Genomic DNA, 13,091 nt, shown 5'->3' with positions numbered 1-13,091 from the left:
GACGCCGACGAAGGGAGCACCGATGTCGGAGCCACATGTCACGCTCGACCCTCGCGGGCTCGACCCTGTGCAACAGAAGCTACGGGGCCCGCTGGAAGAGCAGTTGACCTCGGCGCTTCAGGCGGCCACCGACCGGGTTCGCGCCGGCTACGGTGGCGAGCCGGTCGAGCAGGTCTGCCAGCGACTGTTGGAGGAGACCCGCTCCGGGTTGCATCCCGACATCGCGGCCGGGTTCAACCCGGACATGGACGAGTTCTGCCGGGTGGCCGTGTCGATCGTCCGGGGCGGGGCCTCCTGAGGTCGCGACCCACCAGGCCGCCCGGCCTGCGCCGCTCGACCGCCCGGCCTGCGCCGCACGACCGCCCGGCCCGCGCCGCTCGACCGCCCGGCCTGCGCCGCCTGGTCTGCGCCGCACGGCCGGGCGCGGTCGATCGGTGGCCGGGTCAGGATCGGGTCCGCAACTACCCGACCCTGACCCTCGGCCGTCCGGATGGGAGCGGACAGCTCCGGCACTCAGCTCCACGGTGCCAGCCGCCGAACGCCGGCGCGCTCCCGGCAGACACCCCGAAGGCCGTGAGCGCCGGGCCAGGTTAGGCCGGCCCGGGCCGGGCGGACAAGCCGCGCCGGGCGACCGACGGCGTGACTGATCTCAGGGTGAAAATCAGACAAGCCGGCGTAACGCGACCATGATCGTCGACGCTGTTCGCTTTCGGCACTGGCCTTAGGGCGTGTGTCAAAGCCCCTGGCCGGCCTGCGGCGGGCCCAGACGACGACCGGCCGCGTTGGAGATTGGTCCGGATACAACACCGGTATCCGGACCAATCTCCGCCTTGCCGGACCGCCGCCTGGACTCCGCCTCGGCTCGACCGAGGACTTTGACACACGCCCTAGAAGTGTTGCAACAGGTCGCGGAACGCGGCGAGCCGCAACACCCCGCCGTCGGTGGGGTCCAGGTCGTCGTTCTCCAACACCCACGTGTTCTCGTTGGGGATGAAGACCGCGTTCAACCCGGCCGCACGTGCCGGCAGGATGTCCGACTTCGGGGAGTTGCCGATCATCCAGGCCCGGGTCGGATCAAGCCGGTGTTCCCGGACCAGCCACCGGTACGTCTCGACGTCCTTCTCGGCGACGATGTGCGCGGCCCGAAAGTGGTGCAGCAGCCCGCAGGCGTCCAGCTTGCGCTGCTGATCCGCCTGGTCGCCCTTGGTGAGCAGCAGCAGCTCGTGCCGGCCGGCCAGCTCGTCGAGCGCGTCGGCCACCCCCGGCATCAGCTCCACCTTGTGCTCGACGAGGGCGACCGCCAGGCGCTCGATCTCCTGGCGCTCGGAGTCGGTGGCCGGCCGTTCACGCAGCCGCTCCAGGCACTCCGCCAGACTGCGCAGGAAGACCTTGCTGCCGTACCCGTGCGCCACCGTGTTGGCCCGCTCGATGTCGTCGAGGATCAATCGGATCTCGGTGCGATCCAACGTGGGGTGGTCGAGCCACTCCAGAAAGTCGTCGATCACCTGCTCGAAGACCACGTTGTTCTCCCACAACGTGTCGTCCGCATCGAAGATCAGCACCTGCGCCTGCCGCCGCGCCGCCGCGCCGTCCGTCATCCCGTCCCCTCCCATGCCTTCGCCGCCCCGTCGAAGGGACAGGATAGGCGGGAGATCCGCTGTGAATTTCGGATTTTCCCGTGAACCGTCTCGGCCTGACTTTCGTCTGGTGGGTGGGAGAATTCCTCGCGGCCGAGAGGTCGGGACAGCTCATGAGGAGTACGACGTGATCACGATGAACTGGGGTGCCGGCGCGGCGCTGCTGGCGTGCACCGGCGCGCTTGTGGCGTGCGGGAGCGACGCCGACAAGGCGCCGAAGGCCACGCCGACGCCGTCGGGTGCCGTGGCGTCCCCGTCGACGCCACCGGGGGGAACGCCGTCACCGGCGGCACTCGCGACCGACCCCCTGCTGTCCGGCAAGCGCGAGGTCACCATGGCGCGGGTGCAGGGACCAGGGAACGCGCTGGAACTCAGCGGCCGCCTCGAGGAGGGCGGCGACACCGGCGGACGCGTCCTGTTCGTTCCGACGCCGATCGGCAACGACCAGTACGTGATCAAGGCTTTCGGCACGAAGGACGATCACCCCGCCAACGACGATCCGTCCTGCTGGCAGGTGAACGCTCTGGACATCGAGCCCGAGCTGACCGTCGAGGCCGCCGTCTGCGATCCGGACAACCCGATCCAGCGGTTCAGCATCACTCCCATGGACGCCGGCACGTACGCGATCGGCAGTGAGACCCGGCTCCTTCTGTACGCCGCCGGCAACGGTCTGATCCTCAAGGAGTTGAGCACCGCGCCGCTGGACAGCACGTTCCGGTTCGTCGACAAGGGGCCGTCCGACCGCGAGCCTCTCAACTGAGCAGGGCGCCCGTCACGGCCACCGCAACAACCGCTTGGCGATCAACACCTCGCGTTCCTCCTGCCCCTCGGGTCGGAGTCGTCCGCCCCGGGTGAGCATCACCACGCCGTGCAGCAGGCTCCAACCCACCTCGGCGAGGGTGTCCGGGTCGCGCCCCTCGGCCAGCGGGGTCAGGGCCGCGCGCAGTTCGGCGAAGACCGCCCGCGGCGCGGCCGGGACCCCACCGACGCCGAGGGCCAGGTCGGGGGTCAGCGCGAGCATCGCGTCATAGACCTCCGGATTCGTGTACGCGAAGTCGAGGTACGCGGAAGCGACAGCCGGCCAGGCCCCCTCGGGGCTGCCGGCGGCCTCCGCGTGCGCCTCCGCCAGATCGGCGGCCAGGTCGGCGAAGGCGCAGACGGCCACGGCAGCGAGGAGAGCGTCGAGATCCGCGAAGTGCCGGTAGAGGTCGCCGACGTCGATGTCGGTCCGCTCGGCGAGGCGTCGGGTGCTCACCCCCGCCCAGCCCTCCGCCTCGGCCAGCTCGCGCGCGACCGTGACGATGAGGTCACGCCGGTCCTGTTCGGTGGCCTTCTCGGCAGGTCCGGGCACGCAGTTGAGCGTAAGGGCGGACACCGACAGCAGTCGCCTGGTGACGGATTGGCGACTGTCCGCGTCGGTCAGACAAGCAGTGCCAGCCGTCCGATGAGGGCCTCCCGCAGGTGGGGTGGCCAGGGAAACAGCGGAGTCGCCACCTGGAGCTGGGCGAGCCCGTGCAGCCCCACCCAGAGTGCCGTCGCGTCGGCGAAGGGATCGGCGCTCGTCGAGAGTCCCTTCGCGGCGCACTCGGCGACGGTGCGATGGATGACCTCGAAGGCGCCCATGCCGAGCACGGCGAGGTCGTCCGCCAACGCCGGCGTCCGATCGCGGGCCTCGCTGGCATCCCAGACCGCCCCGAACATCAGCCGGTACCGGTGCGGCTGACGCTCGGCGAAGGTCAGGTAGGCGGCGCTTATGGTCCGTAGCCGCTCGGCCGGATCCCTGTCGTCCGGCTCGGCCAACTCCTGCTCCAGGGCGGCGAACGCGCGCTGGGCGACCACCAGCAGAATCGAGTCCAGGTCCGGGAAGTGCGCGTAGATCGACGGCGCCGAGATGCCGGCCTCCCGGGCCACCGCCCGCAGCGTCACGCCCTGCGGGTCGCCACCGTCCAGCAGCGTGCCGGCGGCGCGGACGATCTCCTCGCGCAACTGGGCGCCTTCGCCACGCTTGTTGCGAGCGCGCGTTCTCGGTGTGGTCACCGTATGACCTTACAGCCGTAAGGCGAACGAGTCCGTTCCTCCGGCCCCACGTGCCACCGCCGACCGTCGCTCGTTAGGTGAGGGGATCATCACGACGGGAGGCCACGTGGTCGTTCGACGGCACCGGCCCGTGGCGGACGGATGAGCGAGCAGCGCGACGAAGGGCTGGTGCGCGACGCCGCCAGCCGGCAACGAGCCACGTTTCTGGAGCTCTTTCTCGACCTGGTCTTCGTCTTCGCCCTCACCCGGATCTCGGCACGCGTGATCAGCGACTTCACCGACGGTGGACGCGGCGTGGTCGCGGGCCTCGGTCAGGCACTCCTGCTGTTCCTGGCGCTGTGGGCGGTCTGGTCGCTGACCGTCTGGTCGACAAGTTGGCTGGACCCGGAGGCACCGATCGTCCAGGTCGTCATCGTGATGACGGCGGTCGGCGCCATGACGATGGCGGTCGCGGTGCCCGACGGCTTCGGCGCGCGCGCCGCCCTCTTCGCCATCACCTACGTGAGCCTCCAGATCGGCCGCGTGGTCTATTTCCACATCGCCGGGCACGGCCGGCCCGATCCCCGGCAGACCACCCGGGTCCTGGTCTGGTTCGCTCTGAGCGCACCGCTCTGGATCATCGGTGGTCTGGCCGACGAGGGCACGATCCGTGGGCCACTCTGGATCATCGCCGTGCTGATCGACTACACCGGGCTCTACCTCGGGTGGCCGACCCCCCGCATCGGCGCGCAACGGATCGGCGGCCGGGCGATCGCGGCCGGGCACCTGGCCGAGCGCTACCAACAGTTCCTCCTCATCGCGATCGGTGAGGCGATCTTCGTCATCGGTCTGGCGTTCAGCGGCAGCGATTTCCACGCCGACCAGACGGCCGGCTTCGTCCTGGCCCTGGCGACCACAGTGCTGCTCTGGCGGATCTACTTCCACCTGGCGGGGAAGGTGATGGACGCCGCCGTCAGCCGCTCCTGCCACGCCGATCGGCTGGCGACCGAGATGGCGTTCGCCCACCTGGTCATGATCGCCGGGATCGTGCTCACCGGCGTTGGCTTCGAACTGCTCATCACCGAGCCGCTCGGGCACCTGCCAGCGGCGTGGCTCATCGCCATCCTCGGCGGCCCCGTCGTCTTCCTCGCCGGACGATCAGCCCTCGAATACCAGGTGTTCGCCCGGATCTCCCGCTCCCGGCTGGCCGGCCTTCTGGCCCTCGGGCTGCTGGTGCCGGCGACGATGCGCCTCAATGCGCTCACCGCCGGTGCCGCCGCCGCGGTGGTGCTGCTCGCGGTGGCGGGCGCGGACTCCCGACGGTCACGCCGGCGCGCACCGGAGATGCCCACCCCGCCCTACTAAGGCCTGTTTCATCAGGGCGGCCGAGCCGAGGCCGAGGCCGGGCGGCCAGTTCATGAAGGCTGGTGAGGACTGACAGTCCATCAACCGGGCCCTGGGCTTCGCACCCACCGCCGCTCGGACGCTGCGGCTGACAGTTGTCGACGACGTTGAGCGAATCAGGGCTCGCTTAGCGCCTTGATGCCATGTGTCTGGAGCAGCGCCGGCATCGGGTCGGCGAGGTGCGCGCGTCTCGGTTGCGAGATGCGTGCCACGGTGACTGACGCGTTGGGTCCCGGTACGTCGTAGGGGCCGCCGCGGGGATAGACCACAAGGGAATTCCCCTGCCAGCCCATCCGCTCGATCTCCGACCACGCGTACGAGCGTCGCAGGCCGCCACGGTCGCGTACCAGCAGCCCGGCGTCGTCAGCCAACACCGCGTTTCGCCAGCGGACGAACGCGAGGACCATCGACGCGGCACTGAGCACCAACCCGCCCCAGCTGACCCAGTCGAGCAGCACCGCGACGACGACCAGGCCGACCACCATCGCGGACGGCACCGCGACGGCGGGCCAGACCCGCGACTGCCCGAGCACGAGCAGCTCACCCACCGGCTCCGCCCCCATGGACGACCAGGATAGTGAATGGGTGACACGTTCGCCGGGGGCCGGGAGCGCCGCGACACCCGGGCGGCGCACTACCGGTGATCCGAGGGCGAGGGTAGACAGAGGCCCGGTTCGCCGCCCTGCGGGACGTAGGACGGCATCGACGGCCCCAGGGCGCGGCCACAGATCGAGCACCATTCGTCCAGCTCGCCGATCTCACTGAGCTGGTCGAGCACGCCGGACAACCCGGCTCTGGTTCGGGCGAAGCACCGCAACACCCAGCGGTCCCTCCCGGCGGGCCAGCCATGAAGAGAGAGGTGTGCCGCCACCGTGCCGTCGTACCACAGACGATCGGCCGGGCCGGTGGCCTCGCGCACCTCCGGGACTCCGCTCAGGGTGACCGTCGGCGACACCAGGGTCGCGGTCTCGTAGGTGAGCGTGACGTGCGGCCAACGCCGCAGCTCCGCCAGGAGCGCGTGTTTCTCGAGCCGCTGCTCGACGGTGCGGTCGATCAGTCGGTACGGCCAGTTGCCCGGGGCCATGGCCGTCCGCCCGTCGAGCAGGACGTCGACGCTCCACGTCCAGGCTCCGTCGAGGGCTGCCGGGAACATCCACCCGAGGTCGGCGGTCCACCGGAAGTAGGCCGGGCCCTCCAGGCCGTACTCCATGTGGTTGCCGCCTGTCTTGAGCCGATAGGCGAGCCCGCCGTAGCGCTCCTCGAACGCGACGGCGACCGCGACCAGCTCGTCGGGCACCACGGCCAGCGGGCCGTCCGGTCCGTCGGCACTCGCCGACCGCCGGATCCGCTCGGCCGGCGTGCTCGGCCAGCGCTCCCCGTGCGTGCCGAGGAAACGGGCAACCCTTGCCGACACCGTCGGGTCGTCGAGCACATGCACCGGCACACGGTACGCCTTCGTCGGATGTCCACATAAGACATGTGTGTCTATGCTCCACCGACAGCACGACCGTGACCGGGGGGCACAGTGATCAGGGCGGTATTCTTCGATGTTGGTGGGACGATTCTCGACGAGTCCCGTGAGTTCGAGGCCTGGGCCGACTGGTTCGGCGTGCCACGGCACACGCTCTCGGCCGTCCTCGGTTCGGTGATCGCCCGAGGTCTGGACTACCAGGAGACGTTCCGGGCGTTCCGGCCCGACTTCGACCTCGACACCGAGCTTGAGCGCCGGGCCGCCGCGGGCCGGGAGGAGTCGTTCGGCGAGGAGGATCTCTACCCCGACGCGCGGCGGTGCCTGACCTCCCTGAAGGACCAGGGCCTGCTCCTGGGCCTGGCCGGCAACCAACCCGCGCACGCCGAGGCGACCCTCCGCGCACTCGGCCTTCCCGTGGACGTGATCGGCACGTCGCACGGATGGGGGGTGGCGAAGCCGTCACCTGCCTTCTTCGAGCGGGTCGTCCGCGCCGGCGGCGGCGACGCGTCGTCGATCCTGTACGTCGGCGATCGGCCCGACAACGACGTACGCCCGGCCCAGGAGGTCGGGATGCCGACGTGCCTGATCCGGCGTGGCCCGTGGGGTCACATCCTCGACCTCCCCGACGTGGCCGCGCACTGCCTGTTCCGCATCGACTCGCTGGACGAGCTGCCGAGCCTGGTCGCGAAACACAACGCCGCGAGCGGTTAGCTCCGAGCGACGGTCCGATGCACGCCGCGACACCGGTACACCCGCTGGTCGGCCTTTCGTGCCGTGCGTCCCGGTCAGGACCCGGACTGGGTCCTGACCGGGACCGCCGGTCAGCCGATCCGGTCGGCGGGCCGCCTGCGCCGGGTCACCAGCACGAGGACCATGCCGAGGAGAGCCAGCAGCGCGCCGACGGCCAACGGCGCCGTGAGGGCGTCACCGGTCACCGGCAGACTCCGCGGTAGGTAGCGGAAGGCGAGGCCACCGGAGACCCCGCCGTCGGTACGTACGGTGAGCGTGGTGTTCCCCGCCGCGCAGGCCGGGGTACGGAAGGTCAACGAACGCCCGCCCGACGCCACGGTGACCCCGCTCGCCGGGATGGCCTGACCGCAGATGGTGACCACGGTCCGACCGGGAACGAAGCCGGAGCCACGGACCGTCACCGTGCTCCCGCCGGCGGCCGGTCCCTCGGCCGGGGTCAGCGCGTCGACGACGGGCGGGGCGATCCGGTACGTGAAGCCGTCCGCCCTGACGACGTCGTCACCGGGCACCTGCACGATCACGTCCACCGGGCCGGGCAGGCCGGGTGGGGTGACCACGGTGATCGTGGTGCCGGCCGGGTTGACGGTGAACCCGGTGCCGGGCACCCCGTCGAAGGTCACGCCGGTCGCGCCGGTGAGGCCGGTCCCGGTGATCGTCACAGTGGTGCCACCCGAGGTCGGCCCGGTCGTCGGGGTCAGCCCCGTCACGGTGGCGTTACCGCCGCTGGCCAGGTACGCGTAGTCCAGCGGCGCGGACGCGCCACCGCCGGTGCTCACCACCACGACCGCCGGGCCGACGGCGCCGGGCGGCGTGACCGCCGTCAACGACGTGCCCTGCGCGTTGACCGTGACATCGGTGGCCGGGGCACCGTCGAACGTGACAGTCGTGCTCCCGGGCACGAAGCCCGTACCGGTGATGGTCACGGTCTGGCCGCCGGCCTGCGGCCCCTGGTTCGGCGCGATCGTCCCGGCCGTCGGAGCGGCCGCCACGTAGGTGAAGCCGTCCGGCGCGTCCGCGTTCCCACCCGGGAGGAGCACGGTGACGTCCGCGGTGCCAGCCGGCCCCGGCGGTGTGACCACGGTCAGCGACGTGCCGCCCGGGGCGACGACGAGGTTGGTGCCCGGTGTGCCACCGAAGGTCACGCCTGTCGCGCCGGTGAGGCCGGTACCGGTGATCGTCACCGTCGTGCCACCCGTGGTCGGCCCGGAGGTCGGTGAGAGTCCGGTGACCACACCGCCACCGGCCAGGTACGTGTAGCCCAGCGGCGGTGCCGTGCCGTTCACCGTGCTGATCACCACCGATGCGGGGCCGACCGCGCCGGCCGGGGTCACTGCCGTGAGGGACGTGCCGTTCGGCGCCACCGTGACACCTGTCGCCGGCACGCCGTCGACGGTGACCGTGGTGCCGCCCTGGATGAAGCCCGTACCGGCGATCGTCACGGTCTGGCCGCCCGACTGCGGGCCCTCGTCCGGCGTGATCGTCGCGGCGGTGGGCGCCGCGGGCGGACGCGCGCAGGTGGCCTCGGCCACGATCACGGTCCCGATCGGGATGGTCGTCTGTTCGCCGAGGAGGAGGCCCGACAGGGTGAGGGCGGCCCGGAGGGCGACCGCGGCGGCACCGTCGGCTGTCGTCGTCTCGGTCCGGGTCAACGAGGCGCTCAGGCTCGCGCCCACCAGCCCCGGCACCACCACTGGCACACTCGCCACGACCGGAGGGCCGTTCGGCTCCGGCGTCGCCGCCGAGCCGAAGAGCTCCAGCCCGACAAGCGTGGTGGCGGCGCTTGTCGCACCGGCCTGCGGGCAGGTCGCGGTGGCGGTGGCCTCGGTCAGGCCCAGCACGTCGACGCTGAGCACGCCCAGGTTGAAGTCGGTGACGCGGGCGGACGCCGACGAGGAGGCCGCCGCACGGGTGGCGGACACCTCGACGGTGCCGGTGGCGGTCATGCCGATCGACCCGGGCAGCGAGACGGCCTGGTTGTCGGTGTCGGTGCCACCGGCGGGCGGGGCGGTGGCCGTGCCGATTGTCGCGTCGGCGCTGATCACGGGCGTGCCGAGCACCTCCGCGGACAGGTCGACGACCACTCCTCGGGCACTCGCGTCCCCAGGCGCCGCCCAGGCCGGCGTCCCCAATCCCAGGGTTGCCACCCCGACGACAAGCATCGCCGTGGATGCGGTCGTGATTCTTCGCAGGACAGAGCTCACCAATTTCCCCCGTTCAGTTCGACTGACGGGCGTGCTCGGCGGTCGATACCCGTCAACGACTGAACGAGAACAAACAGGACAAGTTATGGCATTAAGTGCATTTCACCCCCGTGAACCGAGGCCCCCTACTGCCGCGCCACCGGCCAGGTGGTCAGCGACGTCGACGGTCCGCAGTCCTGCTGATCGGCCTGACCCCGACAGACCTTGAGCTGGCCGGTCACCGTCGGGAGGTAGCCGTAGAAGCGGGTGGCCACCGGCGTGGTCCCGGCACCGCACCGACTGGCGACCTGGGTCCAGGGCAACGGGAAGAAGTCGCGCCGCCACTGCACCCAGACCGCATGGCAACCGGCACCTGTCGTCGCCAGTTGTCCCTCGACCACCACGTCGGGAATGAACTGACCGGGCCGGGTCTCCAACCAGCGCTCACCGCTCGCGGTGGCCGCGCCGTGCGATGCCGACCACGGCACCGCTGTCGGCGCCGCGACGGCCTGGACCGGAGCCGCCGCGACCGGGGCGGCGACGCCGACCAGGGAGAGCGTGGCGATCGTCGTCACGACGCCGGTACGAAACTTCTGCATGATTCCTCCTGTCGAGAAGTCTGCCCACGAGAACGGAGTCGACACCATGATCAAGCGCCGACGTGGCCTACGGTTCCTGGCGGTCTTCGCCCTGGCCCTGCCGATCCTGCTGGCCGTCCCGCGCGACGGTGACCTCGATGGCGGCACCTGGGCGACGGCGCTCGTCATCGTCGTCGTCCTCGGAGCGGCCTTCGCGTCGATCGGTGGCCGGGAGGCGACACCCTCACCTCATCCCCGTGTGGCGGCAAGGATCCTTCGATCACGAACCATAGCCGTACGCCAATGGGCCCGGCGTCCGCCAGATTGCTGATCCTGCGGTCAGCGGCGCAGGGTGAGGATCAGGTCAGCGACCAGGGCCGTCCAGCCGGTCTGGTGCCAGGCGCCCAGGCCGGCCCCGTTGTCGCCGTGGAAGTACTCGGGGAACGCGATCAGGTCCCGCCAGTCCGGGTGGGTCTGGAACATCTGAGCGGCGCCGTAGATCGGCCGTCGACCCCAGTCGTCCTGGGTGAACAGCGAGATCAGCCGGGCCGAGAGATCGTCGGCGATCTCGTCGAGCGAGCGTTTCACCCCGGAGCGGGTCGGATATTCCACCTGGAGGTCGTCGCCGAAGAACGCCGCGTAGTCGCGCAGCGCGCTGATCAGCAGGAAATTCGTCGGCATCCAGATCGGTCCACGCCAGTTCGAGTTGCCGCCGAACAGTCCGCTCGTCGACTCGGCCGGCTCGTAGCCGACGGAGAACTCCTGCCCACCGAGGGTGACGGAGAACGGCTTGTCCAGGTGCGCGCGGGACAGCGTCCGCAGACCGAAGTCGGAGAGGAACTCGTCGGGGTCGAGCATCCGGGCGAGCAACCGGACCACCTGCTCCTGGCCCACCATGGACAGCAGCCGCTGCTGCCGGCCGTCGGGGCCCAGCCGGCGGGTGCCGATCACCTCCGCGTACTCCGGGCGGTTGGTGAGGAACCAGCGCAACCGCGCGCCCAGCTCCGGTAGGCGGTGCAGGGTCTTCGCGGTGAGCCGGGTGGTCGCGGCCAACGGCAGCAGGCCGACCACCGAACGGACCTTCAGCGGCACCTTCGTGCCGTCGGCGAGGCGCAACACGTCGTAGAAGAACGCGTCCTCGTCGTCCCACAACCCCTGCTCGTACGCGGCGGCGGCGATGTAGAGGAAGTGTTCGAAGAACTTGGTGGCGGTGTCCACCCAGGTCCGGTCGTGCTCGGCGAGGACGATCGCCATGTCCAGCAGGTTGAGGGCGTACATGGCCATCCAGCCGGTGCCGTCGGACTGCTCCAGCACGCCGGCCACCGGCAGCGCCGCCGACCTGTCGAACGGCCCGACGTTGTCCAGCCCGAGGAACCCGCCCTCGAAGAGATTGTTGCCGCCGGTGTCCTTGCGGTTGACCCACCAGGTGAAGTTGAGCAGCAGTTTGTGCATCACCCGGGCCAGGAACTCGTAGTCCTGCCCCCCGTCGATCTCGAACACCTTCAGCGCCGCCCACGCGTGCACGGGCGGGTTCACGTCACCGAACGCCCACTCGTACGCCGGGATCTGCCCGTTGGGGTGCAGGTACCACTCGCGCAGCAGGAGCAGGATCTGCTCCTTGGCGAAGCCCGGGTCGACCCGGGCGATGCTCACGCAGTGGAAGGCCAGGTCCCAGGCCGCGTACCAGGGATATTCCCACGGGTCGGGCATGGAGATGACGTCGAAACTGGTCATGTGCCACCAGGCGCTGTTGCGCCCGTGTCGGCGCCCGGCCGGCGGCGTGGAGCCCGGGTCGCCTTCGAGCCAGCGTTTGACGTCGAAGTGGTAGAACTGCTTGCCCCACATCAGCCCGGCGATGGCCTGCCGGGCCACCAGCGCCTCGTCGGCGGTGGCGGCCGGCGGGATCACCCCGGCGAAGAACCGGTTCGCCTCGGCCCGCCGCGCCCACACGACGGCCTCGAAGCCCTCGCTGAGGTCGGCCGGCGGAGGCGGCGCGGCGGCCGGCGGCGACGCGGTGCGGGTCAGCCGCAACCGGATCTGGCGCTGCCCGCCGGCCGGCACGTCGAGCACGTAGTGCAGCGCGCCCTTGGTGCCCTCCCGCGCGGGGTTGACGGTGGCCGCGCCGTTGACGACGTGGTCGTTGATGCCGTCCTTGGGGTACGGCGAGCGGCCGGGCAGGCCCCAGAGCCGCTCGGCGTTCGTGTCGTTGTCGCAGAGCAGCGGCACCGGGCCGCCGTCACCCTCCAGCAGCAGTTGACCGAGCACGCGGTGCTCGCCGACGAGCCGGGTGCCCTGCCCGGTCAGCGTGGGGATGCGGTCACCACCGGGCAGGCCCCAGGCCCACGTGTTGCGGAACCACAGGGTGGGCAGCACGTGCAGGGTCGCCGCCCGGTCGCCCCGGTTGGCCACGGTGATCACCATGCACAGGTCGGTCGGGGACGCCTTGGCGTAGTCGACGGTCACCGCCCAGTACCTGTCGTCGTCGAAGATCCCGGTGTCGACAAGCTCGTACTCGGTGTCGTCGCGGCCGCGCAACGCGTTCACCGCGACGAGTTCGTCGTACGGGAAGGCGGCCTGCGGGTAGTGGTAGCGCCAGCGCATCCAGGAGTGGGTGGGCGTGGAGTCCTCGTACCACCAGTATTCCTTGACGTCCTCGCCGTGGTTGCCGCTGTCGCCGCCGAGGCCGAACATCCGCTCCTTGAGGATCGGGTCCTTGCCGTTCCACAGCGCGAGGGCGAAGGCGAACGTCTGTCGTTCGTCGCAGACGCCGGCCATCCCGTCTTCGTTCCAACGGTAGGCTCTGGACCGCGCGTGGTCATGCGGGAAGTAGTCCCAGGCCGTACCGTGCTCGCTGTAGTCCTCCCGTACCGTCCCCCACGCCCGTTCGGACAGATAGGGACCCCATGCGCGCCAGTCCTGCTCCCCCGAGTCAGCCTGGGCGAGCCGGAGCCGCTCGGCGTCGGGTGGCGAGGCGTCGGAGGACGATCGGTCAGTGATCACGTGCACATCTTTGACGTCGCCACGGTACTTGACCACAGCGGCCATTCTCGTCGTG

General features: G+C 70.7%; 13 protein-coding genes. 5 read left to right on the top strand and 8 right to left on the bottom strand.

Annotated elements, in window-relative coordinates; genetic code table 11:
• The first annotated feature begins 22 nt into the window (after positions 1-22).
• A complete protein-coding gene (locus ACLQ29_RS28805; protein ID WP_393362635.1) occupies positions 23-298 on the top strand; it encodes a hypothetical protein in 276 nt (91 codons plus the stop codon).
• Between the two features lie 589 nt (positions 299-887).
• Here the strand turns inward: ACLQ29_RS28805 and ACLQ29_RS28800 are convergent.
• The gene (locus tag ACLQ29_RS28800) at positions 888-1,598 is read right to left on the bottom strand and encodes an HAD family hydrolase (RefSeq protein ID WP_425774563.1); all 711 of its coding nucleotides are present in this window, start codon (positions 1,596-1,598) and stop codon (positions 888-890) included.
• A gap of 166 nt (positions 1,599-1,764) precedes the next feature.
• On the opposite strand from ACLQ29_RS28800, the gene ACLQ29_RS28795 reads away from it, so the two are divergent.
• Positions 1,765-2,397: a hypothetical protein gene (locus ACLQ29_RS28795; protein ID WP_425774562.1), complete on the top strand. Its 633-nt coding sequence runs from the start codon at positions 1,765-1,767 to the stop codon at positions 2,395-2,397.
• A gap of 12 nt (positions 2,398-2,409) precedes the next feature.
• Here ACLQ29_RS28795 and ACLQ29_RS28790 read toward each other — a convergent pair whose 3' ends face one another.
• Both ACLQ29_RS28790 and ACLQ29_RS28785 read right to left on the bottom strand, forming a co-directional pair.
• Positions 2,410-2,988 (bottom strand): TetR/AcrR family transcriptional regulator, encoded by a 579-nt coding sequence (locus tag ACLQ29_RS28790; protein WP_425774561.1) that lies wholly within the window; start codon positions 2,986-2,988, stop codon positions 2,410-2,412.
• A gap of 68 nt (positions 2,989-3,056) precedes the next feature.
• On the bottom strand, positions 3,057-3,674 hold the full coding sequence (locus tag ACLQ29_RS28785) for a TetR/AcrR family transcriptional regulator (RefSeq protein WP_425774560.1): 618 nt from the start codon (positions 3,672-3,674) through the stop codon (positions 3,057-3,059).
• Positions 3,675-3,815: 141 nt separating this feature from the next.
• Here ACLQ29_RS28785 and ACLQ29_RS28780 point away from each other — a divergent pair, with 141 nt between their 5' ends.
• Positions 3,816-5,018: a low temperature requirement protein A gene (locus ACLQ29_RS28780; RefSeq protein WP_425774559.1), complete on the top strand. Its 1,203-nt coding sequence runs from the start codon at positions 3,816-3,818 to the stop codon at positions 5,016-5,018.
• 155 nt (positions 5,019-5,173) lie between these two features.
• On the opposite strand, the gene ACLQ29_RS28775 is transcribed toward ACLQ29_RS28780, so the two are convergent.
• Complete coding sequence (locus tag ACLQ29_RS28775) at positions 5,174-5,620, bottom strand: hypothetical protein (protein WP_425774558.1); 447 nt, start codon at positions 5,618-5,620, stop codon at positions 5,174-5,176.
• Positions 5,621-5,691: 71 nt separating this feature from the next.
• Entirely contained in the window at positions 5,692-6,495 is an 804-nt protein-coding gene (locus ACLQ29_RS28770) for a hypothetical protein (RefSeq protein WP_425774557.1), read from the bottom strand.
• An 87-nt stretch (positions 6,496-6,582) separates the two neighbouring features.
• Between ACLQ29_RS28770 and ACLQ29_RS28765 the strand changes: the two genes are divergently transcribed.
• The gene (locus ACLQ29_RS28765) at positions 6,583-7,239 is read left to right on the top strand and encodes an HAD family hydrolase (protein ID WP_425774556.1); all 657 of its coding nucleotides are present in this window, start codon (positions 6,583-6,585) and stop codon (positions 7,237-7,239) included.
• Between the two features lie 110 nt (positions 7,240-7,349).
• On the opposite strand, the gene ACLQ29_RS28760 is transcribed toward ACLQ29_RS28765, so the two are convergent.
• Both ACLQ29_RS28760 and ACLQ29_RS28755 read right to left on the bottom strand, forming a co-directional pair.
• Positions 7,350-9,422: an IPT/TIG domain-containing protein gene (locus ACLQ29_RS28760; protein WP_425774555.1), complete on the bottom strand. Its 2,073-nt coding sequence runs from the start codon at positions 9,420-9,422 to the stop codon at positions 7,350-7,352.
• A gap of 182 nt (positions 9,423-9,604) precedes the next feature.
• Positions 9,605-10,057, bottom strand: a complete 453-nt coding sequence (locus tag ACLQ29_RS28755; protein ID WP_425774554.1) for a hypothetical protein — start codon at positions 10,055-10,057, stop codon at positions 9,605-9,607.
• On the opposite strand from ACLQ29_RS28755, the gene ACLQ29_RS28750 reads away from it, so the two are divergent.
• Complete coding sequence (locus ACLQ29_RS28750) at positions 10,056-10,367, top strand: hypothetical protein (protein ID WP_425774553.1); 312 nt, start codon at positions 10,056-10,058, stop codon at positions 10,365-10,367. The two genes, ACLQ29_RS28755 and ACLQ29_RS28750, sit on opposite strands and share 2 nt — an antisense overlap.
• A gap of 8 nt (positions 10,368-10,375) precedes the next feature.
• Here ACLQ29_RS28750 and ACLQ29_RS28745 read toward each other — a convergent pair whose 3' ends face one another.
• On the bottom strand, positions 10,376-13,081 hold the full coding sequence (locus tag ACLQ29_RS28745; RefSeq protein WP_425774552.1) for an MGH1-like glycoside hydrolase domain-containing protein: 2,706 nt from the start codon (positions 13,079-13,081) through the stop codon (positions 10,376-10,378).
• Positions 13,082-13,091 lie beyond the last annotated feature (10 nt).

Source organism: Micromonospora sp. DT228 (assembly GCF_049841595.1).
In the GTDB taxonomy this organism is placed as follows: Bacteria; Actinomycetota; Actinomycetes; order Mycobacteriales; family Micromonosporaceae; genus Micromonospora.
This window is presented reverse-complemented; position numbering and strand designations above follow the sequence as displayed.

Excerpts from the sequence above, each read along its gene's own strand:
- ACLQ29_RS28805 (WP_393362635.1), top strand. The coding sequence starts at position 23 with ATGTCGGAGCCACATGTCACGCTCGACCCTCGCGGGCTCGACCCTGTG.
- ACLQ29_RS28800 (WP_425774563.1), bottom strand. The coding sequence starts at position 1,598 with ATGACGGACGGCGCGGCGGCGCGGCGGCAGGCGCAGGTGCTGATCTTC.
- ACLQ29_RS28780 (WP_425774559.1), top strand. The coding sequence starts at position 3,816 with ATGAGCGAGCAGCGCGACGAAGGGCTGGTGCGCGACGCCGCCAGCCGG.
- ACLQ29_RS28775 (WP_425774558.1), bottom strand. The coding sequence starts at position 5,620 with ATGGGGGCGGAGCCGGTGGGTGAGCTGCTCGTGCTCGGGCAGTCGCGG.
- ACLQ29_RS28750 (WP_425774553.1), top strand. The coding sequence starts at position 10,056 with ATGATTCCTCCTGTCGAGAAGTCTGCCCACGAGAACGGAGTCGACACC.
- ACLQ29_RS28755 (WP_425774554.1), bottom strand. The coding sequence starts at position 10,057 with ATGCAGAAGTTTCGTACCGGCGTCGTGACGACGATCGCCACGCTCTCC.
- ACLQ29_RS28745 (WP_425774552.1), bottom strand. The coding sequence starts at position 13,081 with ATGGCCGCTGTGGTCAAGTACCGTGGCGACGTCAAAGATGTGCACGTG.